The following is a 22,188-nucleotide window of genomic DNA, read 5'->3' as shown; positions in this document are numbered from 1 at the left end:
CTACCTGCTCCGGCGACAATGAGCCCCATGGACCATCTGCTGCACCTCGACCGCACGCTCGATGAGCTGGACCCGCCTCACTGGGCGCCTCCTGCCTCCGACGCGACCGGTTTGGTGCGCAAGGTGAATGAGTTGCGGCGGGTCCCGCTGGGCGAACTCGGTCCGGCGGATGTGCGCACCCTCGTCTCTCAGCACGTGGCACTGCCGTACGTTCTTCCGCTCGCCGTGCGCTTGCTGCTCGAGGAGCCGCTGCTCGACGCCTACTTCTACGAGGGCGACCTCTTGCTTGCCGTGGTGAACGTCCCTGCTTCGGCCTGGGACCTGTTCCCGGACATCGGGACGCGGTTGCGCACCGTGATCGCGGCCTTGCCGGAGGCCGTAGTGGCCGGCCTGCCCCGCGGCGCGGCCGAGGAGCTCGCCCGCTTCGTCGCCCGGCCCGCATCGCTGCGCTGACCGAAGGAGCGGGTGAAGGAACTCACGAAGGGTCACCGATCCGGACCACAGATGCGGTGGCAGGGGACGGCGACCTTGTCGAGGATCTCATCGGAGGGCCGGCGATCGGGACATTGGAGTGGCCCGGGGGCGGGCGAGCGGCGTGGTTCCCGCATCTGCCGGCGACGCTTCCTAGGGTCGGCGCAGGTACGGCACTGGGCCGGCCGCTCAGACCCGATGGGGAGTCATGGTGCGTACGACGGCCAGGTCAGGAACGGTGACGTGCGCGCCCTCGAAGGGGCGTACGACACGCCGCTGGGCCCGTCGGCTCGCCGCCGCCGTGGGCCTCGTGGCGCTGTGCACGCTGCCCACGACAACGGCGGGCGCGACTCCCTCGCAGGACGGTCGGCCCTCCGCGCATGCGCCCCTGTACGTGTCCGACTACGGCAACAACCGGGTCGTCGCCCTGCCCGCGCAGGGCGGCGATCAGACCACAGTGCCCTTCGAGGGTCTCGTACGGCCGACGGGCATGGTCTGGGACGAGGTGGGCCGCCTCTACGTGTCGGACACCGGCAACAATCGCGTGGTCGTGAGGGCAGCGCACGGGGGAGACCAGTCCACCGTCCCCACCGACGGCCTGTCGCGCCCCCTGGGGCTCGCCCTGGACCGGGCCGGGAACCTCTACGTCGCCGACAGTTTCAACGACCGGGTCGTGAAGGTGTCCCTGGCGAGCGGTACCCAGACGACCGTACCGACCACGGGGCTGCTGCACCCCTGGGGGCTGGCGCTGGACGCCGCCGGGAACCTGTACGTCTCCGACTTCGTCAACGACCGCGTCGTCAAGGTCGCCGGCGACGGGAGCGGCCAGTCCACGATCCCCACCATCGGCCTCTCGCAGCCGACCGGCCTGGCCCTCAGCGCCGCGGGGGACCTCTACATCTCCGACAGCGGCAACAACCGCGTGGTGAAGATCGCTGAGGGCGGCGGCCAGGCCACGGTCCCCACCACCGGTCTCAGCGACCCGCTCGGCCTCGCGCTCGACGGCTGCGGCGGCCTGTACATCGCGGACGGCTTCAACAACCGGGTGGTCCGCGTCCAGGAGACAGGCGGTGCTCAGACCACCCTCCCGGCCGCCGGCCTCAACACGCCGACGGGCCTCGCCTTCCCACCGCTGGGCGGCCGGTCCTGAATCCCCACCATCCGGATCCTGTGGCCGCGCGCAGGAGCGGGCCCGGCGTAGTGGCGCGGAGGCCGTGCCTGCCGGCCCTAGCCGTGGGGTCAGGGTGTTGTCGCGGGGGCGGTGGGGTCTTGGGTGTGGGGTGTCGGGGTGGCGAGGTCGTAGTGGACCCCGGTGAGTTGTTCCGAGAGGTTCCACAGGCGCTGCGCGGCTTCGGGGTTGGTGGCGGTCGGGGTCGGGTGGACGAGGGTGGGGTGGCCCTTGGATTCGTTGCGTCCGTCGGGTCCGATGAACTGGCCGCCTCGGGCGTGCGGGGACGTCGCGGCGTAGAGCTGGTTGAGCGTGCCCGTCTCGGCGTCCTGGGCGACGAGACGGTTGGTGACCTTCAGGATCGTTTTGAGCAGCCCGGTCGGTCCGGAAGCCTGGAGGTTGGTGGCCGAGTAGCCGGGGTGGGCCAGGAGGCTGCGGATGTGGAGGGCGTTCGCGCGCAGTCGCCGGTCGAGTTCGAGGCCGAAGAGGACGTTGGCGTACTTGGACTGGGCGTAGAACCCTCGCGGTGAGTAGGAGCGTGCGCCGTCGAGGTCGTCGTAGTGGATGGTCCCGTTCTTGTGCAGGGTCGACGAGACCGTCACCACGCGTGCGTCGTCGCTGCCTTTCAGGCGCTCCAGCAACAGGCCGGTGAGTGCGAAGTGCCCCAGGTGGTTGGTGCCGAACTGGGACTCGAAGCCCTGCTTGGTGAGGGAACGGGGCGGCATCATGATCCCCGCGTTGTTGACGAGTACGTCCACGGGTGTGTCGATGCCGTCGGCGAACGTGTGGACCGAGTCCAGGTCGGCCAGGTCCAGGGTGCGCGGTTCCACGACGGCGTGGGGGAGTTCGCCACGGAGCCTGTCCAGCGCGGCTCGGCCCTTGTCCGCGTCTCGTGCGGTGAGGATGACGCGGGCTCCACGGCGCGCGAGTTCCCGGGCGGTGATGTAGCCCAGGCCGCTGTTGGCGCCGGTCACGATGGCGGTACGGCCGCTCTGGTCCGGGATGTCGTCGGCGGTCCACCGGGGAGTGGGAGCGGCGGTGGTCATCGGGCGTCTCCTTCTGGTTGCCGCGGGGCGCGGAGCAGGTCGTCGACGCTCGCCGCCAGCAGCCGGTGCAGGTGGGCGCGGTCGACGGGGAGTTTGCGGATGGCGTGCAGCGCGGCGAGGCCGTGCGCGGTGGCCCAGATGCGGGCGATACGGTCATCGTCGGGGTTCGTGATTCCCAGGGCGTCCGCCATCACGGCGCCGACCGCGTCGCCCTCGCTGACGGTTTCGGCGGCGGGCACGTGGACGCCGCCGAGCCCGTACATCACCTGGTAGAGGTCGGGTTCGTCGAGTGCGAAGTCCAGGTAGGCGGCCGCCGCGGCCTGGACCGACGTGCCGCTGGAGCGCATGTTGTCGGCGAGGCGGGCGAAGCCGTCCTTCACGAAGGCCAGCAGGATGTCGTCGCGGCCCTTGAAGTAGCGGTAGGCGTAGTTGGTGGAGTAGCCGATCCGGTCGGCCAGGCGGCGCATGCTGACCGCTTCCCAGCCCTCGGCGCGGGCCAGCTCACGGGCGGCCCGCAGGATCTCGTTCCGAGTTTCGGCCCGTTCCCGCTCCCGGCGCTGCCGGGACTTGGAGGGCTCGGGTTCCTGCCCGGAAGGCGTCACGCCGCATCGCCTTCCTCAGAGCCGTGCGTGCCGGCGGGCGCGCCGGGCATGGTCATGGGGGCCAGCAGACCCAGCTGGGTGAAGAACTCGACGGTGTTGAGCTCGTCCCAGTGCTCGACCGCCATGCCGTCCTGTACACGCCAGATGTCCAGCGACCGCATCTCCACCGGGCGGCCGGTGGGCTGCTCGCCGAGCAGCGATCCGAGGTGGGTGGCACGGTAGGTGAACCGGCCGACCACACGGTCGTCGACGGCCAGGACGTCCTCGAGGGTCACGTGCGTGTCGGGGAAGGCAGCGAACCAGCGGGCCCAGAAGGCCCGATTGGCCTCACGGCCGTTCTCGACGTAGGGGTTGTGGTTGACGTAGTCCTCGGCCACGAAGCCGTCCACGGCGTCGGGGTCGTGACCGTTCATCAGTGCGGCGAAGGCGTGCGCGACAGTCTGCTGGGACATCAGATCCTCCAGTCGGGCGATGTGGTTACACCGTACACGGTGTGTACGGTGTAACCAAGTTGAACCTGGAGGGGACCCCTTGTCGGCTGACTGCTCTGAGCGCTCCGTCAAGTGCAGGCGTACGTGCATCACTCGGTGATCGATGGTGGGTTGAACACCGGTGGCCCATCGGAAGAAGGAGGCAAGTGCGCCTTGGGGAGTACTGCCGGATGCACGGCAACTCGTGGACGGACATCGGCACCGCCCTGGGCGTGACCCGGAAGGCGGTCCAGCAACGCTTCCACGCACCTCGCAAGCGCTACAGCCCCGAGGCGATGACCGACGACCGCCGCCAGGCGATGGACCGTATCGGCTGCGGGACCTGCTGATCGGCCTGGCCCGGGTTGGCCGCGGAGTGGCCGCCACCGTCCTGACCGAGGTCGGCTTCGACTCGGCAACCCTCGATCCCGCGCCTGTCGCTGCATGAGCAGAGCCGGGGGAGGCCGTAAGCCGTACTGCCGCGGTGCCGGCCTGCCCCCGGGTATGGGGGCATTCCACACGCGGTGCTGTCGATGGACTGGACTGGGTCAGCCGGTCAGCCGGCCAGCCGGGCGAGAGCCAGCGAGTGCGCGTGGTCGAGGGAGTCGGCAGCGGCGCAAGCGACATCCGGCTGCACGCCGGTGCCTTCCCAGTTCGTGCCGGAGACGGGGTTGACGGCGCGGCCGACGGGGATGGTGGCTTCCAGGTGGGGGTGCACCGTCCAGCCCTTGCACGGATGGGCGCCGCCGCGGGTGCGCTCGCCGACGACGACCGCGCGGCCGAGCTGCTGGAGGTTGTACGCCAACTCTTCAGCGGCAGAGAAGGTGCTGTCACTGGTCAGCACGTACAACGGCTTGCTGCCACCGAAGCGCGCACCGGGAACGTGCGGCAGACTCCAGGACTGCTCGACGCGCCCGTCCCTGCGCCAGTGCATGGTGTTGAGGTGGGTGCGCTCGTCCAGGAGGTAACTGCAGACGAAGGCGACCGTGTCCGGGTCGCCGCCCCGGTTGGCGCGAAGGTCCACGATCAGCGCCTGGGCGCGGGAGGCCACGGTGAGCGCGGCGCCCAGCGGTTCGGCGGCCCACTCCAGCGGAAACAGCATCGGTGCCATCTCCACCACGGCGACCCCTCCGTCGAGCAACTGCACCCCGCGTGCCCCGCCCAGCGAGGTGTCGAAGTCCCGGCGCATGGCGTCCAGGGTGGCCGCCCCCTGCTTCGGGGACACCGGGTCGACATGGTGCTTCACCCTCAGGTGTCGGTCGCCGTTGACGGACTGCAGGTCCGCGGTGACCAGACGGGCGAGCTCCTCGGCACCGTCGACGTCGTAGGCACCCTCGGCAAGGCGCCGCTGCAGAAGGCCGGCGAGCTGCTCGGCTATCTCGGGGAAGACGTAGTGCTCGACCAGGAGTCGGGCCGTCTCGTCGATAACAGTGCCCGCGGAAAGCTTCGTTGAAGTCGTCATGGCAAGGAGTAGAGCACTACCCTTGCGCAAGCGTCAAAGAGAATAGACACTTTCGGTATGAGCGATCATCCTCCCTATCCGCCTCCTCCCGAGGAGGTCCTGGAGATCGGTGCGCCTGAGCAGTTCGCGGCGCTCGCCCACCCGTTGCGTCAGCGGTTGCTCTTCGCCCTCGGTCACCGGCCTGCCACCACCAGCCAGCTCGCGGCGCAGCTCGACGCGAAGAAGGGCAACGTGGCCCACCACCTCAAGGTGCTCCGCGAAGCCGGGCTGATCCACATCGCCGAGACCCGTCAGGTCCGCGGTGGCACCGAGCAGTACTACCAGCGCACGGCCCGCCACATGCTCGTCGCCGAACCCCAAGCCGAAGGCACCGCCGCGATGCTCGCCGCGGTCGCCCAGGAACTGAGCCGCTCTCCCGCCGACACCCACCTGACACTGCGCCACCTGAGTCTCAGCCCCGAGAAGGCCAGAGAACTCGGCGAGACCCTGGCCCGGTTGGTCGACGAGGCGGAGGAGAACGCAGAGGACCAGCCCGTGCACGGCGTGCTGGTGGCGCTCTATCAGCAGGCTCTTCCTACGAGCACCACCAAGGCCTAGGCGGATGCGGCGGGCGACCTCGAGTGGCTGGTGTCGGTCGACTCCACGATTGTCCGGGCCCACCAGCATGCGGCCGGGGCTCGAAATGGGGGCTTCGAGACCCGGCACTCGGCCGGTCACGAGGTGGTCTGACCAGCAAGATTCATCTGGCCTGCGACGGCCGGGGCCGTCCGCTGGCTTTCGTCGTCACGGGCGGCAACACCAACGACTACATCCGGTTCACCGCTGTGATGGAGGCGATCCGGGTGCCCCGCCTCGGACCCGGGCGGTGCCCCGCACCCGGCCCGATCACGTCCTGGGCGACAAGGCTACAGCTCGAAGGCGATCCGCACCTGGCTGCGGCGCCGCGGCATCCCGCACACGATTCCCGAGCGGGCCGACCAGGTCCGCAACCGGGTCCGGCGAGGCAGCCGGGGTGGCCGCCCGCCGGCCTTCGACCGCGTGGTCTACAAGCGCCGCAACGTCGTGGAACGCTGCTTCGACCGCTTGAAGCAGTGGCGGGGCATCGCGACCCGGTACGACAAGACCGTCCAGCCCTACGAAGCAGCCGTCACTCTCGCCTCGCTGCTGATGTGGGCGTGACATGTGGGGACACCACTCAGGCGTTGCCTTCAGGAGCGACGCGCGGTGGCAGCAGCACGGTCGGCCGTCAGCGGCGTTCGTAGGCCGTGAAAGGCTTCTCCGGCGCCCAGTAGGACCCGTAGCGGGCGCCGATGAACCAGTCCTTGTACGTGAAGACCGTGTCCGGCAAGTCGTCGCCCTCGGGAAAGGTGTGGCCGTCGCGCCGCTCGCCCGTAGCGGCGTCCAGGACATGGAGTCCGCAGCCGGAATCGCGAGGGACGACAGTGAGGATTGTGAGTTGTCCGTCCCGGGGGAGGATGCGGTAGGGGTGGCAGCGGTCGAGGCGGTCGTCGTCGACGGTGCCTCCCCAGAGCAGTTCACCGCTGGCGAGGTCGAAGGTGGCCAGACGGTAGGCGTCGACACGACTGTTCCGCACGCGATGGAAGGTCACGGCGTAGAGCCTGCCGCCGTCCACCGCCGCCGTGAGCCGTCGGTCGGGCTGGATCTCGCCGTAGGGACCGCTGGAATCGATCGCCGGATTCGGGCGGCCGTTCCCGTCGAAGGAGAAGTAGGCCCCGGAGTCGGAGTCGCCGCTCTGTGAGGCGGCCACGACCAGCGGGTCGGCCGAGACGAACTCCGCGCGGGCATCCCAGGGGATGACGGTCCGGCCCCCGAGCGGGGTGGACCACAGGAGGGCGCCGGTGGCCGGGGCGAAGGCGGCGGCGTGGAGTTCGGCGTCCCTCGGGATCTTGTCGCCCCAGCGGTTGTCGGTGCCGCCGCAGGCGAGGAGGGCGGCGACCTGGTGCTCGGCGACCATGGTCCGGCCCGGGACGCACCCCTTGGGGAGAGATGCCTTCCAGCGGGCCTTCCCGGTGCGCACGTCCACGGCGTGCAGCTCGTTCTTCGTGAGGAGCACGGCGATGCCGCTGCCGGCGGACACCGGATAGGGCTGGAGGCGGTGGAGGCCGGACTCGCTGGGGGAGAGAGGGGCCTGCCAGATCTCACGGCCGTTCTTCATGTCGAGCGCGACGGCGGTGGCGCAGACCTCGCTCTTCCCGGAGGCGGAAGTGCCGTTCCCGTCGCGGGTGAGGACCAGGACCGAGCTGTCGGTGTCGGCAGTGGCGTGGCAGACCGCCGAGCGGCCGGGCGGTATGTACTCCCAGCTTTGCTTACCGGTAGGGGCGTTGTACCCGCTCACTGCGTCGAAGCGGCTGCGGACCAGCGTGTCGCCGGACAGCCAGGCCCCGTTGCCCGTCTGTTCGGCCTTGCGATCCGCAGCGGTGTCCCAGACGACGTCCATCTCCTCGCCTGCGGAGGAGCACCCGGCGGTGAGCGAGCACAGGGCGACCAGAACGGCCGCCGTCCTTGCCAGGGCGCGCTTGGCCCGCCTGCCGGATGCTAGGTCGTCCACCTGCGCGGTCATGTCCGTTTCCCCCGAGAGCATCGCCGTCGACGGGCCACAGGATCTCCCGTGTTCCTCGGCGGCGATCATCTTAGGAAGCCGGTCCTCCTGGACGGAAGGCCCTCCTGCCGACCGAGGACGCTACCGCTTGGGGCCCGCACCACCCGAACGGAGACGACTCCGCCGGAATTGACGTGGGCGGGGCAAGGGAAGTACGCGGGAGCGGCCACCCTTGCAGCACAGTGAGCCTGGTATTCGACAACAGGACCTAGCGGTATCAACCTCACGAGACAGCACACCGGGTCGCTGGTGTGGTGAAGGACGGTCCTGGTGAAGAAAACTGATTGCGGGGGCTGAGGCATGCCTGACACGGTGCGGGTTTCCGCATCATCCGGGAGGTTCCCGTGACGGTCTACTTCTACGGCGCCGATGAAGTCCCTTATGGGTGCTTCTCGAACTTCTCCGATCACGGCTTCGACCTAGACGGGGTGTGGTGGCCAACCTCGGAGCACTACTTCCAGGCGCAGAAGTTCAAGGGCACCCGCCACGCTGATCTCATCCGGCGTGCGCGCACGCCGCTTCGGGCGGCGGAGCTGGGCCGTGACGCGTCCAGACCTCTGCGGAGGGACTGGGAGCGGGTCAAGGACGACGTGATGCGCCGTGCGGTGGCAACCAAGTTCCGTGCGCATGCCGATATCCGTGACGTTCTCCTGTCCACCGGTGACGAAGAGATCGTCGAGGACACCACCAGCGATCACTACTGGGGTCGGGGCAGGACCGGGAACGGCAAGAACATGCTCGGACGGATTCTGGTGCGGACCCGTAGCCGGTTGCGGGCCGAACTCGCCGAAGCCCCGGAAGGTGACGGCAGCCGCCCGAGGCAGCCGCCATCTTCGCATCGCTCCTGATGTGTGGGCCCAATGCTTTGACGACAACTCCGAGGGGTGTGCCCCGCACCCCGGTCGTCCGGGGTGCGGGGGCCGCCTCAGACGAGGCTCGTCAGGAGCTCCGCGAAGACCTGCGGCCGGCTGAAGTAGCCGACGTGCGAAGCCTCGAGGGTGTGCACGTCGAAGGGATGGTGCGGGGTCAACGCGTCCGCCGCGCGGATCATGTGGTCCTGGACCGCCAGGGGAAGGCTTCGGTCGGCGGAGTGCCGGACGTAGGTGTGCGGCACCCGCCCCCACGCGTCGGCCCGGACCAACGCACCGGGCTCCATCGCGGAGTAGGTCTCGTCCGGGTCCAGGGAGTCGAGCAACAGCCGGAACTGGTGGTCGGTCGAGTCGGCCATGATGGCGGCTTTCAACGCGGCGAACACGTCCGGATCGGCGTGGGCGGCCCGCCAGTTCAGCCGGACCACGCCCGGATCGCGCACGCCCGGCACGGCGATCCGGGCCACCGCCGCGTCCAGCAGGTTGTCGTCGGCCACGTCCCACGCCTCGTCGAGCATGCCCGGATCGCTGAGGCAGAGCGCCGAGAGGTAGACCACCCGGTCGAGCAGCTCCGGGACGGCGTTGGCGACGGCGCTGATCGTCAGACCGCCGAGGCTGTTGCCGACCAGGACGATCTGCCCCGACGCGGCGAGCCGCCGCAGGATGTCCACCACGTGGCGCACGTTGTCCTGCAACGTGACACCGCGCAGCGCGGAGGGCGCAGCGGCCAGTGCCGTGACGTCCTGGGGCTGCTGGTAGTAGGCGGCAGGGGTATCGGCGAAGTCGCCGTGACCGGGCAGGTCGACGGCGAGCGAACGATAGCCGAGCAGGGCCAGCTCGTTCTGCAACGGACCCCAGGCCCGGGCGTTGCTGGAGCCGCCGTGAATCAATACGAAGGTGGGGCGCGAGTCTGCGCGCATGGTGAAGATCCTCGTCATCCTGAGGGAACGGTCAACGGTGCACGGGGGACCCGGCGTCGGCGACGGCCGACACCACGGTCAGCGCGTCGACCGGGTGCGCAGGGCCTGCCAGTTGTGGATGACGGAACACATGCGGCCGACCGTAACAGCCGCCTCCGCGCCGCGCACAGCTGATTTCCGTCTCGTCAGCCCAGCGGGCACGGCGAGGCAGCCGGTGTGGCCGCCCACCGGCCTTCGACAAGCAGGTCCACAGGGGTCGCCAGAGCTGGTGACCTTCTGCTGTCGAACTCGGGTTCTGGCGGCTTCTGTGGTGCGGCGACGCCGAGCGAAGGATTCAGGTAGCGGGTGACCAATCCCGGTGGCGAGAATGAACCGGCGGTCAGTCCCCAGCCTCTGCTGCCGACCGTGTGCTCAGGAACTGCTTCGCCGCCTCAACCGCTTCGCTGTCGAGTTCCTCGAAGGAGACTCCCCAGCTCTCCTCCCAGCCGTCCAGGTTGTGTGCGGAGTGGACGAGGGGCGCCAGCTCTTCGGGGTAGCCGAGGTCGTAGGCGACATCTGCCCAGATGAGGTGAGTGCCGTGGGCGGGCTCCAAGGATCCGTCGGCGATCTGGCCGGCGATCCAGGAGGCCAGCGCCCACTTCGCGGCCCGAGGGTCAGCGGGCGGCTGGAAGAGCATTCCCAACTCCTCCAGCACCTGGTCGAAGAGTTCGGGGGCTTCAGGCTCTTCGCTCCGGAGGAGACCGGCCAGCAAGGCGAGCGAGGGACTCTCGACCCCGGCCATCAGCGCGTTCAGCCCTGCCTGGATGAGCCGATCAGACCCCACGTGCCTGCCGAATGCCCTTTCACGCGCGATATGGCTGAGCTGTTTGAGAGCGTCGTCGCGGGTCATCACTGTCTTCTCGATCGGTATCCGGGAGAAGGAGCGTCGCACAGTCGCAGACGGTGCTGCCATCGAGTTCCTCCTCCATGGGTGACGGCGATTCCTGAAAGCCGGCCAGCCTCGCTCCTCGCCTCATTGCGTTGCGGCCTGGACAGCGCGGGGAATGTGGGGGAGCGCCACACCTGGATCCGACCGGCCGGCAGGCCGCCCTTGTGGGTTCCGTCCGCAGGTCAGGTGGCCCATGAAGGCGGTGCCGGTGCGTACACCCTGCGCCCGGATCCAGTCGGTGTGCGCCGATTCGGCGGTGGTGTTCGTCTTCCGTTCACCGACAACCCGAGGACGCGCCTCCAAGATCTCTTAAATATAACGCGTCTGGACCAAAGAGGTCCCGATGCGAAAGATCCAAGGAGTCCCCCCGTCATGCCTCCCTCCCCCGACGTCTCCCGTCGCGCGCTGCTCGGCGGCGCTGCCGGTGCCGCCGTGCTCGCCTCGCTGCCGTTCAGCGTGCGCGAGGCCCTGGCCGCGCCCGCCCGCCCCGGCCGGCTGGAAGACATCGAGCATGTCGTCGTCCTGATGCAGGAGAATCGTTCCTTCGACCACTACTTCGGAACTCTGCCCGGCGTCCGCGGCATCGGAGACCGCACCGCCGTCCGGGGCGTCAACGGCAGGTCGGTCTTCCACCAGCCCGACCCCTCGCGCCCCGAGGGCCACCTCGTCCCCTTCGCGATGAACGCGGCCCACACCAACGCCTACCGGAACGGCGCCCCCGCCTTCGGCTTCGTCGACTCCTTCCCGCTCTGGAACGACGGGCGGGCCGACGGCTACGTGACCGGCCGCAGCAGCGGCTGGCTCGGTCACGGCTTCTACGAGCCCGCCGACATGCCGTTCTACAACGCCCTCGCCAGCACCTTCACGGTCTGCGACCAGTACCACGCGTCGGTCCAGTGCAACACGAACACCAACCGCGACCACTTCATGACCGGCACGAGCGGCGGCACGGTCAACGACACCGTCGTCTACAACAACAGCTACATACCGGGCGGTTACACCTGGACCACGTACGCCGAGCGGCTGCAGAGCGCCGGAGTCACCTGGAAGACATACCAGGCCCGGGACAACTACGACGACAACGCCCTCGCCTGGTTCCGGCCGTTCCAGCAGGCCAAGCCCGGCGAGCCGCTCCATGACCGGGGCATGGCGATGGTCGGCGCCGCGGCCGACCAGGGCGACGGCCACAAGATGGGCGACGCGCTCGTCGAGGCGTTCCGCGCCGACGTGGCCGCCGACCGCCTGCCGCAGGTGTCCTGGATCGTCGCCCCGGAGGCCCTCTCCGAGCACGCCAGCTGGCCCCCGCCGTACGGCGAGCACCTCACCGCGCGACTGATCGAGGCGCTCGCGGACCACCCCGAGGTGTGGGCCAAGACCGTCTTCATCCTCAACTACGACGAGCACGGCGGTTTCTTCGACCACTGCATGCCGCCCGTGCCGCCGCTCTCCGCAGACCGGGGCAAGGCCACCATGTCCGTGGACGGCGAGGTCGTCGTCCGGGTCAAGCAGGCCGACGGCGCCATCGCGATGCGGGTCGTCTCCCAGGACGGCCGCTACCGGGTCCGCGCCGCCGACGGCATCCTCGCCTGGTCGGACACCCTGCCGGCCGGGGAGACCCTGGTATCCGGACCGCACGCCATGGGCCTCGGCCTGCGGGTGCCGATGCTCGTCGTGTCCCCGTGGACCCGCGGCGGCGTCGTCGACTCCACCGTCCTCGACCACACCTCCGTCATCCGCTTCCTGGAGCGCCGCTTCGGGGTGCGCGAGCCCAACATCAGCGCCTGGCGCCGCTCCGTCTCCGGCGACCTGACGTCCGTCTTCGACTTCTCCGGCGAGGACATCGTCTGGCCCGAGCTGCCCGACACCAGCGGCAACGTGGCGAAGGCCGACGCGGCCGCCGGGAAGCCGTCGATCGCCGTTCCCTCGCCGCAGTTCCTCCCGCGCCAGCAGCGCGGCACCCGGCCCGCCCGCCCCGTGCCGTACGCCCTGTCGCTGCGCTCCAAGGTCCGCGACGGCAAGGTCGAACTCGACCTCCGCAACAAGGGCCGCCAGGCCGCCGTCTTCCAGGTGTACGCGGAGCCCGGCAGCACGCCCGACTTCTACACCGTCGGTGCGGGCGAGCGGCTCACCGGAGCTCGCGCCCTCCAGGGAGACGCCTACGACCTGCGGATCCACGGCCCCAACGGCTCGCTGTGGGCACTGCGCGGAGACGCCGACGACGCCCTTGAGGCCCGCCTCAAGGAGGAGTCCGACAACGGCCGCGCGTACGTGGAGATCGAGATCGAGAACCGCGGCCGGCGCTCCCGCACCGTGCTCGTCGGCGATCTGGCGTACGGCGGCGGGGTCCGCGAGGTCCGGGTCGGCGCACGCGACGAGCGCACCGTGAAGCTGCGGGTTCCGGCCGAGCGTTGGTACGACGTCGCCGTGAGCGCCGCCGACGACCCGCGGTTCCTGCGCCGCTTCGCGGGCCGGTTCGCCGACCGGCACCAGGACCGCTACTCGGGCCGCGACCGAGGCCACGACGGGGGCCGCACACGTGGGGTCACCGACCCGGCGATGGGTCTCGCCGACGCCCTCACCACCGAGGTCACCACGGCCGCCGGTGACGAGCCGGTCGTCGCGGGCGGGACCACGGTCCGGTTCACCGCCACCGTGACCAACCGCGGACCTGTCGAGCTCCACGACGTGACCGTCGCCCTCACGGTGCCGTCCGGGTGGACGGCGAAGCCGGTCGCGGACACCCCGCCGCGCACCCTGCCCGCCGGTTCCTCGTCCGCCGCGAGCTGGGACGTCACCGCACCCGCCGACGCCCCCGCGTACGGCTCCGCCCGGCTGCTCGCGGTCACCCGCGCCCGCGCGGCGGACGGCCTGCGCCTCGCGGACGGCGAGATCCAGGCCCGGATCGCTCCCTCCATGAGCGGCCATCTGCTCGCGGAGGACTTCCAGTCGCTCGCCGGGAAGCTGGTCAAGCGCGGCCAGGTGCTCGGCTGGACGGCGACCGCACCGGAAGGCTGGTCGGTCCTCAACGCGACCGCGATGCCGCAGGGCACGCCGATGTTCCAGGGCTGGACCTTCCACACCCGGCGCGCCTGGTCGGCCGGCGCCCAGAACCGGCCCAACTTCACCCGGGGCCTCGGCATCGTCGCGGTCGCCGACCCCGACGACTGGGACGACACGGGCGCGCCCGCGAGCAAGGGCCGCTTCGACTCGACCCTCGTCTCGCCCGCGGCCCCGATCCCGGCCGGCCGTACGACCCTCCGGGTGGACTTCGACTCCCACTACCGGCAGGAGGGCGACCAGAAGGCCGAGGTCCGCGCGGTCTTCGACACGGGCCAGGAGCAGATAGTGCTGCGGTACGGCCCCGGCTCGCCGGACGCCGAGAACACGGCGATCGGCAAGGACCTCACCGTCCCGGCGGGCGCTCGGACGGTAACCCTCCGCTTCCGGATGTACGACGCCGGAAACAACTGGTACTGGGCGGTGGATCACATCCGCCTGGGCTGACGCGCGCACGGGCAGAGGCCGGCGCCCCCGGTCACCGCCCGAGGCCTCGGCGGTCTCGGCCTCGCCCAAGGGGTGCTGGCTCCGGGGGTGGAGCCGCCGCCGCGCAGGTACTCCGGCTCGACGCCGGAGGAGCGGCGCTCGGAGAGCCCGACTCTGCGCCGCAGGAGCAGGCGGCGGGCCACCGGGTCCGGGCGCGGCCTTTCGGCCGCCTTCGAGGCGGCGGCCGCGGCGCCGAGGCCGGCCTCCAGGGCGGTGAGGGCTTCGGCCTCGTCACGGTGCGTGTTCTCCTCCACGTCAGGCACCGAAGAATCTGCCGGCCCCGTACGCGCCGTCGGCGGCGCGATCACGCCCGCGCAGGCGTTGGCCAGGCCGTAGTCCCGCCATGCAGGAGGGACATCCAGGAAGCTGCGCCTGCCGGGGAAGACCGGGGACGCCGAATCGGTGTGCGGGGCCCGAGCCAGGCCCCGTACACCGACAGGATCCACGGCCGTCGTGCGTGCAGGGGACGACAGTGGCGTCACAGAGGTCCCCGGCGAGCTCCTTCGGCACGACAGTCTCGGCAGGCGCGTCCGCAGTCGAGGGCAGTGTCGCCCTCAGGCCCCGCCCTCACTGTTCTTCCTCCATGCGGATGGCACGCCGGAGCTCGTCAGCCGCTTCGTGGCTCGTGCCCTCGCGCTGCTCCAGCAGGGCTGCGGCAATCGCGTCGAGCTTGCGGTGCACGGCGTGGGTGTCGCGCCGTTCGGTGTTCTTCAGGAGGGCGAGCAGCAGGAGGTTGACCGACGTCATGAGATCGCCGGCGAAGATCAGCCAGGACAACGGCGGGTGCGCGAGATGCAGGGCGACCGTGCCGAGAACCAGGAGCACGCACAGAACATAGAACAGAGGGGAGCTGGTGACGTTCGATGCCCGGTCCGAGAACGCGGCGAACCGGTCGCGTCCGGCGCCGCCCCGCTCGGCGGGATGATCAGTGGTCATGCCCGCCATGTTCCCTGGCGGCGACCCATCACCTCGGGACCGTGGGACGACGGGCGCGCCTTGGCGCCACCGCGGCCGGTACCGCTCCGCCCGGCCCCGTGCGGGCACGGCTCGAAGCCGCCCCTGCTACGGGGGGTTGTGTGCAGTCACGGCCGCGGCATCACAGAGACCCTGGGCGCACGCCTGCGGCCCCTCTGGCTGGGCCCGGGTCGGGTGAGACCCCAACGGGTTTCATGGCACCTCACTCGGAGACGTGCGCGCACACCGAAGCGTTGTCCCAGTCTTTGTCGTCGACGTACGTCTCGAAGGCGGACTGTTGGCGGCAGGTCTGGTCACACCACCGGAGCAGCTCGCGCCCCACCCGGGGGCCGACCGCCCGAGCGCGGTCGGCCCCCCGGCCCACTTACGTCTGAACCGAGGCTTGTTCTACGTGGCCCGCATCCACGTCACACCGTCCGGCAGCCGACCCGAATGCCGTGTGCAGCTCCAGCAACTCCTGGTCGCTAGCCGCGGCCCATCCCGGATCGGTGCTCCCCGGGGTGCCCCGCCTCACCGAGGCCGACCGTGAGGCCGCTCAGCGCTTTGTCGACCTCGTCGACGTGCAGGGCGACCGCGAGACCGACCCCATGTCCATCGGCCGCACGTCGTTGGCCGAGGCACTCAGCGGCGACGGTCTCCCCACCGACATCGACCACGCCGCGAGCCGCCTCTCACCGCTGGCCGAGGAGTCCGTGCCGACGGTGCCCTGAGGGCACCGGGCACGTACTAGCGGTCCGGCGGGCACGCGTACGAATCACCGCAATCCCGCCGGTGCGGGCTGGACAGGGCGGCCGGACGTCCCCGGACCTCCCCGTCGGCTTCATCTGTTCGGGCGCCGGAAGGCGGTGAGGGTCTTCGTCAGGCTCTTCAAGGGAGAAGCGTCCTGCTTGGCCGCCGCCGGCGCGGGTGTCCGGGGCGGAGGGTCACCGCCGGTCGTCTCGGCCAGCGCGGCGAGGGCCGCCTCGGCTGCCTCCTGATACAGGTTGCAGGACGCCGTCATGGCTTCAAGCGCCTTGGCGTACTTGGTGACCATGGCCCGTGCGTGGACAAGCTCCTCGTCCTGGGTGAGGAGGTGCCAGCCTTGACGCAATCGTGTCAGGGCCTGCTCGGCCTCGGTCGGCAGTGGCCGCGGCAGTGAGGCGAACTCCAGGATTCGTGAGCGGAGTTCGGCCGGCACTGTGCCGTCCAGGAAGACATCGCGAACCGTGAAGCGCTCCGCGTCATAGTCCGGCGCCCGTGGCACCGGGGGCAGGACGACGGCACCGCCGCGCGGTAGCCCCACGCCCAGCTCACGCTTCATCGCGAAGTCGGCGATCAGCGCCTGATCCGGAGTGGCCCGGTGCTCGACGACCCGGTGCCGGAGGCTCGGCGGCAGAAACACCGAGACCGGTCGCCGACCCGGGGCGTCCGGCGTCATCGCCTCGTGCACCACGATGTGGATGGACCAGCTCTGCTGGGTGCATTCCCGCAGCAGACGCCGCAACTCGCCGTCGTCCTTCGGCAGGTGGTTCGCCGTCCGCAGACGTACACCCGGCACCTCGTGGTCCCAGGCGACCTGGTCGCTGTCGGGCCAGAACATGGTGGCGGGGGAGGGCCAGTCCCCTTCCCACGCCCGCTCCGCCTCGGCGGCGAGGACCCAGGTGGTGCCATCCCGCTCGACGCGGCGGGACTCGGGGTCGTACGTGGTCAGTTGAGCGCGTACGGTGACGTCGTCGGCCACGCGCCAGCGGGCCTCGAAGACACGGCGGGCCAAAGGACCCGGGTCGGCGGACTCGTCCCGAGGGAACAGGTCGGTGGAGCGCGCCGCCTCGACGGGGTCGAGGTCGAGGAAGTCGTCGATCACCCCGGCCGCCTTGAGCGCGATCAGGTTACGCCGGACGTCCCGCTCTGCCTCGGGCCCGAGGTGACGTCCACGCCCGAGCCATGCGGTGACGGGGGCGGTGGTCGATGAAGTGCTGTTCTTGGCCATGGAACCATTCAGTGGGTGATCGGGGCCCGACCAGTATGGTCCGCGCACGTCGGGTCCACCAGGCCGAATCGGTTCGGTCCACAGCGCCGTCGTCCGACGAGCCGCCTCGGCCGACGGCATCCCCCTTGTTCGGAGGGGGAGGGCGCATGAGATCGTCCGCAGGTGATGATGACAGAGAACATCGCTGGTGGAGAGCCGGAGTCGGAGCGACCTGACGACCGCACCGCGTCCGCCCTGAGGTTCGCCACCGAACTCATCGCCTGGGTGGCCGCTCCATGGGCCCTCGCCGAGCATTCGTGGTTGCTCGCCGCCCTGTCCGTGCTGGTTCTGATCGGCCTTCCGACCCTCCTGTCCACCCCGGGGGACAAGGCCCATGTGATCGTCGCGGTGCCGGGGTGGGTCACGGTCCTCCTGGTGCTGCTCCAGCTGGTCGTAGCCGTGGTGGGCTCCTGGTCCGCCTGGCCCGCTTGGGCGGCCATATCCGTGACCGTACTGGCCGCCGCGACGGTGGTGACCGAGCGCCGCCGCTGGATGTGGCTGTTGTCCGAGAACCGACGCGCCGACTGACGTGCTCGTACGCGCGTGCGCTCGGCTCCGGGCCCAAGCGGCGGTGCCATGGGCACGTCGGAAGACTCAACCGGCGCGGGGGTAGGGGCGCGGAGCGCGTCGCGCAGGCCGGCAGGGGGTCACGCGTTAGCTTCGGAGTCATGGCGGAACCCCTTTTCTACGTCGACCGCTCCGAGATCCTGGACGGCAGGATCGAGGAGGTCAGGGACGGCATGCGCGACCTGGTCGCGTTCGTGGCGGAGCGCGAGCCGCAGCTCATCGCGTACAACGTCTATCTCGACGAGTCCGTGTCCACGATGAGTGTCGTCGCCGTGCATCCCGACTCGGCGTCGATGGAACGGCATCTGGAGCTCGGCGGGCCGAAGTTCCGTGCGTTCGGCTCGCTCATCCGTATGCGCTCCATCGACGTGTACGGGCAGCCGAGCCCGTCGGTCGTCGACCGGCTCCGTCAGAAGGCCGAGTACCTCGGCGGTGCGTCCGTCACCCTCCACGCGCTTCAGGCGGGCTTCAGCCGACTGGATGGTCCGTAGACGGGACCACATCGGACCGGCGAGGTCAGGCTCTCGCGGTTGACGTCGGTCACCTGACAGGGCTGCCGGTCGAACGAAAGCATCAAAGCTTGCCGACACGATCGATGATCGACGCGACGGCCTCGCGACGGGTGACTGATCATCAGACTGTTGATCCAGGTGGCGGGGAGGCGTCCGGGTACGCGTGAGGAACACCCGCGTGGGGGACTGCGGAGCGCCCGCGGGCCGGGCCATGATCATCCGCATGAGTGCTTCCCTGATCCGCCGCGCCTGCGCCGCGGCCCTGATTCTCACGTCCACGCTGGCTCCCGCGATCGCGGTCGCGGCCGCACCACAATCCGTCTCCCCGGAGCCGGAGTCCAGGCGCGCGGTCCAGGCCCGGCTGCTCGGCGAGAAGATCGTTCCGTACAAGCTCGACTTTCAGGGAACGACGGTCGGCGGCCTCTCCGGCATCGACCGCGACCGCTGCACCGGCGAGTACGTCTTCATCAGCGACGACCGCTCCTTCCTGCAGCCCGCGCGCTTTTACACCGCGAAGCTGGACGTCGACGCGGGCGGCGTGCACTCCGTCGACTTCACCGGCACCCACCCCCTCCTCCAGCCGGACGGATCGGTCTACCCGTCGCCCGCGCTCGGGGACGGCAAGGCGATCGATCCCGAGGAGATCCGCGTCGACCCGCTCGACTGCGATTACTGGTGGGGGCAGGAGGGCGACCGGCCCGCCGTCGCCGGCCCGCCGGTGATCCAGCCGTCCATCGAGATCTCCGACCCGGACGGCACCCACCGCGGCAGCCTGCGACTGCCCGAGAACTACCTGATCACGGCAGAGCGCGGGCCGCGCCGGAACCAGGCGGTCGAGGCACTCACCTTCGGCGCCCGGGGCAGGGTGGTGACCAGCGCGATCGAAGGCCCGCTGCTCCAGGACGGCCCGGTGCCGGACCTGACGCACGGCGCGCTCGTGCGTGTCACGCAGCAGAGCCGGGGCGGCCGGGTGCTCGGACAGTTCGCGTACCCCATCGAGAAGATCTTCGCCGAGTCCGACCCGAACAGCCCCTGGGGCCCCGACACCGGCGTACCGTCCCTCCTCGCCTTCCCTGACGACCCCAACCGCTACCTGGTGCTCGAACGCACCTGGGTCGCGGGCTCCGGATACAAGATCCGTCTGTACGACGCCACCACGCGCGGTGCCACCGACGTGCGGGCGATGGACTCCCTGGCCGGACAGCGGGTCGTGCCGATGCGCAAGAAGCTGGTCGCGGACTTCCACACCCTCGGCCTGTCGACCGTCGACAACACCGAGGGCATGACCTGGGGCCCCGCTCTCCCGTCCGGCGAACGGACGCTGATCCTCGTCAGCGACGACAACTTCGACAAGGAGGCGGTCACACAGATCGTCGCCCTCGCCGTCCGCTGACCGAAGGGCGAGGGACCACCGAGGTGACCTGCCGAGTCGGCGGCAGCACAGACTGACCGGCTTGCGCGCGGGCGCCCCGCCCTGGAGGGCGGGGCGCCTTGTCACCCTGTGGGGTTCCCCCCCGGCCGGAAGCCTCTGGACCCCGTCCGGGACGACTTCCACCCCGAGGATGAGAATCCCCCGACTCAGGACTCCCTGAGGAAGGTGGGGAAGGGTTGCAACCAGGTCCCGTCGTGCTGCGGAGTGGCGTCGGTGTAGCCGCAGCCTCGCCCCCGTTGCCGACCTCATCACCCCGCCCGCCACTTTATGGCGATGGGACCGACGCGGCTGCGGTCGCTCCGACCGCACCGGCCCGTACTCCCTGGCCGAGGCCTCGACGACCTCGACACCATCCGCGCCCACACCGGACACCCAACCGTTGGCTTCGATCACTTCTTGCAACAGCGGTTGTTGACGAGTGGGGACAGCAACGTCCGATCGACGGCTTTGCAGATCGTCACGAGTTGAAGGCAATGCTGACTGCGACAGGGCTGTCACAAGCTTCGAAGATCCCTTGACCTTGCCCCAGAGGAAGAGAAGACAGTGTCTTTGTCGATCACATGAGCGGGCGGTCTGTGCTCGCTGGTCAAGGACGAAGAGGGGGAGTTCGCGTGACCGCGACCTGCGTCATTCTCGACATCGGCGGCGTGTTGGAGATCACGCCGGAAACCGGATGGGTGCAACGGTGGGAAGAGCGGCTGGAGCTGCCACTGGGCACTGTCACTGAGCGGATGCACGATGTGTGGCGAGCTGGGAGCGTCGGGAGCATCAGCGAGCGAGAGGTTCACGAGCAGGTGGCACTCCGGCTGGGTCTCGACTCCTCCCAGGGGGAAGCCTTCATGGCCGATCTCTGGACGGAGTATCTGGGGACGCCGAACGAGGACCTCATCGACTATGTGCGGGGGCTGCAGGGACGCTGCAGGCTGGGCATCCTGAGCAACAGCTTCGTCGGTGCCCGGGAGCGGGAGACGACGCTGTACCACTTCGACGAATTGGTGGAGCAGATCGTCTACTCCCACGAGATCGGCATCGAGAAGCCCGACCTGCGCGCCTTCGAGGCCGTGTGCTCCAGCTTGAACGTGCGGCGGGAGGACTGCCTGTTCATCGATGATGTCGCAGTCAACGTCGAGGCCGCTCAGACGGCGGGCATGCAGGCGCACCTGTTCGAGGACAACGCCCGGACCATCACCCGCATCGAGGCTCATTTGGCTGCCGGGCCCTTGGTGCCAGGGCGTGTCCCGATAGCGTGACGTCGGCCTGACCGGCCTTCAGCATTTAGCGGCCAGGCGTTGAAGGAGTTGATCAGCCCGCGGTTCCGGCCTGGCGGAGTTCGGCGCCTTCGCACTGTCCGGTACGTCACCCCGTACTTGTGCTCCAGGGCCCGCATCGACACACCAGCCCGGTGGTCACGCTCACCGTGCCCGTGCCCGTCGTGGACGGCGCGCACGACATCCGCCCTCGACGGGCCGTCGACTCCTCGTCTTCGCCCTGCCGTACGGGCAGCGGGTCACCCTCGGCGCCGGCCACCTCCCGTGGTCGATCAACCCGAAGCGTTCTCAGCTGCTGTGACCCCGTTCCTTCGACGCACCGTCAGCACCCAGCCCGACAGCAGCGCCCCCGGAAGAGACGAGATCCGTGAACTCCGCCCCCTCGTACACGCTCGCCGAGCCGGGCGGGGCTGGTCGCCCCGCGCGAAGGCACCCTCAGCACCAGGAGCAGCAGCAGATGCCTGAACACCTGCCGACCGTCACCCAGTTCGCCAGCCCCGAGCTGATCCACGCCATCGTCTACGGAGGCCGTGACCAGGGCGACGACCCCCGCTGGCCGGAGTCCGGGGCCCCGGACGCCGACACCTACCGGCGGTGGTGCGGCCACATGTGCGGCATCGCCTGTCTGCGCATGGCGCTCCTCGCGCGCACCGGCGAGGCGCCCACCCTGTTCGAACTCCTCGACGGCGCCCGCCGCTACGGGGCCTACACCGAGGACGAGGACACCGGCACGATCCGCGGCATGATCTACGCCCCCGCCGCCGTCTACGCCGCGACCGAACTCGGCCTCCAGGCCGACGTCCACCGGGAGCTGTCGATGCCCGACCTCCTCGACCTCCTCGACGCCGGCCGCCTGGTCATGGCTTCCGTACACAAGGAGATCCGCCGCCCCGACCGGCCGGCACCTGGCAAGGGCGGCCACCTCGTCCTCGTCACCCATCGCCAGGGCGACACCCTCCACTTCCGCAACCCCTCCGGCGACACCGACCGCACCCGCACCGCGCGCCTCCACACGGCCACGTTCGCCGGCTTCTTCGCAGGCCGCGGCATGTCCCTGAAGTGACCAGGAACCGCGGCGGGGCCCCGGCACTCGACCTCGCCGGGCTCCCGCCGTGCCCTGTCGAAGGGGAGGCGGGCCCATGGAGCAGCAGGAACGCGTGATCCTTCCCCACAGGAAGCGGCTCGCCACGCCCACCCACGCCCATGCGCCGGTAGGTCGTGCCCGGGAAGCAGGGCCGGGCGGCACCTTCCGGGCACGGCCTAGGGGTGTCTCGCCGATCATGCACGGAGCCGGGGCACCAGCACGACCGCGGGTCCCGTACGTGCT

Annotated in this window: 22 protein-coding genes and 1 pseudogene; 13 read left to right on the top strand and 10 right to left on the bottom strand. The window is 70.1% G+C overall.

Annotation, left to right across the window (positions count from 1 at the left end; genetic code table 11):
* Positions 1-27 precede the first annotated feature (27 nt).
* Entirely contained in the window at positions 28-453 is a 426-nt protein-coding gene (locus IE237_RS06330) for a contact-dependent growth inhibition system immunity protein (protein WP_189800813.1), read from the top strand.
* A 226-nt stretch (positions 454-679) separates the two neighbouring features.
* Complete coding sequence (locus IE237_RS06325) at positions 680-1,621, top strand: SMP-30/gluconolactonase/LRE family protein (RefSeq protein WP_189800812.1); 942 nt, start codon at positions 680-682, stop codon at positions 1,619-1,621.
* 89 nt (positions 1,622-1,710) lie between these two features.
* Here the strand turns inward: IE237_RS06325 and IE237_RS06320 are convergent, their stop codons facing one another.
* The 3 genes from IE237_RS06320 to IE237_RS06310 are packed head-to-tail and all read right to left on the bottom strand — an operon-like array spanning position 1,711 to position 3,739.
* Entirely contained in the window at positions 1,711-2,685 is a 975-nt protein-coding gene (locus tag IE237_RS06320; RefSeq protein ID WP_189800811.1) for an oxidoreductase, read from the bottom strand.
* The gene (locus IE237_RS06315) at positions 2,682-3,287 is read right to left on the bottom strand and encodes a TetR/AcrR family transcriptional regulator (protein ID WP_189800810.1); all 606 of its coding nucleotides are present in this window, start codon (positions 3,285-3,287) and stop codon (positions 2,682-2,684) included. Before IE237_RS06315 ends, IE237_RS06320 begins: the two co-directional genes overlap by 4 nt.
* Positions 3,284-3,739, bottom strand: a complete 456-nt coding sequence (locus IE237_RS06310; RefSeq protein ID WP_189800809.1) for an ester cyclase — start codon at positions 3,737-3,739, stop codon at positions 3,284-3,286. The genes IE237_RS06315 and IE237_RS06310 overlap by 4 nt, the downstream gene beginning before the upstream one ends.
* Positions 3,740-3,924: 185 nt before the next feature.
* On the opposite strand from IE237_RS06310, the gene IE237_RS40570 reads away from it, so the two are divergent.
* Positions 3,925-4,107: an SANT/Myb-like DNA-binding domain-containing protein gene (locus tag IE237_RS40570; RefSeq protein ID WP_229842345.1), complete on the top strand. Its 183-nt coding sequence runs from the start codon at positions 3,925-3,927 to the stop codon at positions 4,105-4,107.
* Between the two features lie 206 nt (positions 4,108-4,313).
* Here the strand turns inward: IE237_RS40570 and IE237_RS06300 are convergent, their stop codons facing one another.
* Positions 4,314-5,219 carry a S41 family peptidase gene (locus IE237_RS06300; protein ID WP_189800808.1) on the bottom strand — a complete coding sequence of 302 codons (906 nt, stop codon included), beginning with the start codon at positions 5,217-5,219 and terminating at the stop codon, positions 4,314-4,316.
* Between the two features lie 57 nt (positions 5,220-5,276).
* Between IE237_RS06300 and IE237_RS06295 the strand changes: the two genes are divergently transcribed.
* Together IE237_RS06295 and IE237_RS40565 are read left to right on the top strand one after the other, a co-directional pair.
* Positions 5,277-5,816, top strand: coding sequence for an ArsR/SmtB family transcription factor (locus IE237_RS06295; RefSeq protein ID WP_189800807.1), 540 nt, complete (start codon positions 5,277-5,279; stop codon positions 5,814-5,816).
* Between the two features lie 3 nt (positions 5,817-5,819).
* Positions 5,820-6,398, top strand: a pseudogene (locus IE237_RS40565) (IS5 family transposase); the annotation flags it as partial.
* A 67-nt stretch (positions 6,399-6,465) separates the two neighbouring features.
* Here the strand turns inward: IE237_RS40565 and IE237_RS41295 are convergent.
* Positions 6,466-7,800, bottom strand: a complete 1,335-nt coding sequence (locus IE237_RS41295) for an outer membrane protein assembly factor BamB family protein (RefSeq protein ID WP_189800806.1) — start codon at positions 7,798-7,800, stop codon at positions 6,466-6,468.
* A gap of 383 nt (positions 7,801-8,183) precedes the next feature.
* On the opposite strand from IE237_RS41295, the gene ybiA reads away from it, so the two are divergent.
* Entirely contained in the window at positions 8,184-8,687 is a 504-nt protein-coding gene (gene ybiA, locus IE237_RS06280; protein ID WP_189800805.1) for a riboflavin biosynthesis intermediates N-glycosidase, read from the top strand.
* Positions 8,688-8,764: 77 nt separating this feature from the next.
* Here the strand turns inward: ybiA and IE237_RS06275 are convergent, their stop codons facing one another.
* Both IE237_RS06275 and IE237_RS06270 read right to left on the bottom strand, forming a co-directional pair.
* Positions 8,765-9,628, bottom strand: a complete 864-nt coding sequence (locus tag IE237_RS06275) for an alpha/beta fold hydrolase (RefSeq protein ID WP_189800804.1) — start codon at positions 9,626-9,628, stop codon at positions 8,765-8,767.
* A gap of 379 nt (positions 9,629-10,007) precedes the next feature.
* Positions 10,008-10,580 (bottom strand): hypothetical protein, encoded by a 573-nt coding sequence (locus IE237_RS06270; RefSeq protein WP_229842343.1) that lies wholly within the window; start codon positions 10,578-10,580, stop codon positions 10,008-10,010.
* Between the two features lie 348 nt (positions 10,581-10,928).
* Here IE237_RS06270 and IE237_RS06265 point away from each other — a divergent pair, with 348 nt between their 5' ends.
* On the top strand, positions 10,929-14,060 hold the full coding sequence (locus tag IE237_RS06265; protein WP_189800803.1) for a phosphocholine-specific phospholipase C: 3,132 nt from the start codon (positions 10,929-10,931) through the stop codon (positions 14,058-14,060).
* Here the strand turns inward: IE237_RS06265 and IE237_RS06260 are convergent.
* Positions 14,042-14,353 carry a hypothetical protein gene (locus IE237_RS06260; RefSeq protein ID WP_189800802.1) on the bottom strand — a complete coding sequence of 104 codons (312 nt, stop codon included), beginning with the start codon at positions 14,351-14,353 and terminating at the stop codon, positions 14,042-14,044. The two genes, IE237_RS06265 and IE237_RS06260, sit on opposite strands and share 19 nt — an antisense overlap.
* A gap of 313 nt (positions 14,354-14,666) precedes the next feature.
* On the bottom strand, positions 14,667-15,035 hold the full coding sequence (locus IE237_RS06255; RefSeq protein WP_189800801.1) for a hypothetical protein: 369 nt from the start codon (positions 15,033-15,035) through the stop codon (positions 14,667-14,669).
* A gap of 476 nt (positions 15,036-15,511) precedes the next feature.
* Between IE237_RS06255 and zapE the strand changes: the two genes are divergently transcribed.
* Positions 15,512-15,784, top strand: coding sequence for an AFG1/ZapE family ATPase (zapE, locus tag IE237_RS06250; RefSeq protein WP_189800800.1), 273 nt, complete (start codon positions 15,512-15,514; stop codon positions 15,782-15,784).
* A gap of 110 nt (positions 15,785-15,894) precedes the next feature.
* On the opposite strand, the gene IE237_RS06245 is transcribed toward zapE, so the two are convergent.
* On the bottom strand, positions 15,895-17,043 hold the full coding sequence (locus IE237_RS06245) for a hypothetical protein (RefSeq protein WP_189800799.1): 1,149 nt from the start codon (positions 17,041-17,043) through the stop codon (positions 15,895-15,897).
* A gap of 165 nt (positions 17,044-17,208) precedes the next feature.
* Between IE237_RS06245 and IE237_RS06240 the strand changes: the two genes are divergently transcribed.
* The 5 genes from IE237_RS06240 (at position 17,209) to IE237_RS06220 (ending at position 21,924) form a co-directional block, all read left to right on the top strand.
* Positions 17,209-17,610, top strand: coding sequence for a hypothetical protein (locus tag IE237_RS06240; RefSeq protein WP_229842537.1), 402 nt, complete (start codon positions 17,209-17,211; stop codon positions 17,608-17,610).
* A 140-nt stretch (positions 17,611-17,750) separates the two neighbouring features.
* Positions 17,751-18,140: a hypothetical protein gene (locus tag IE237_RS06235; protein ID WP_189800798.1), complete on the top strand. Its 390-nt coding sequence runs from the start codon at positions 17,751-17,753 to the stop codon at positions 18,138-18,140.
* Between the two features lie 244 nt (positions 18,141-18,384).
* A complete protein-coding gene (locus IE237_RS06230; protein ID WP_229842341.1) occupies positions 18,385-19,554 on the top strand; it encodes an esterase-like activity of phytase family protein in 1,170 nt (389 codons plus the stop codon).
* Positions 19,555-20,204: 650 nt separating this feature from the next.
* Entirely contained in the window at positions 20,205-20,843 is a 639-nt protein-coding gene (locus IE237_RS06225) for an HAD family hydrolase (protein WP_189800797.1), read from the top strand.
* A 475-nt stretch (positions 20,844-21,318) separates the two neighbouring features.
* On the top strand, positions 21,319-21,924 hold the full coding sequence (locus IE237_RS06220; RefSeq protein WP_189800796.1) for a cysteine peptidase family C39 domain-containing protein: 606 nt from the start codon (positions 21,319-21,321) through the stop codon (positions 21,922-21,924).
* The last annotated feature ends 264 nt before the right edge of the window (positions 21,925-22,188 follow it).

The sequence above is a fragment of the Streptomyces tanashiensis genome (assembly GCF_014648895.1).
Lineage (GTDB): Bacteria > Actinomycetota > Actinomycetes > Streptomycetales > Streptomycetaceae > Streptomyces > Streptomyces tanashiensis.
The sequence above is the reverse complement of the archived record's forward strand: the minus strand, read 5'-3'. Positions and strand labels throughout refer to the sequence as shown.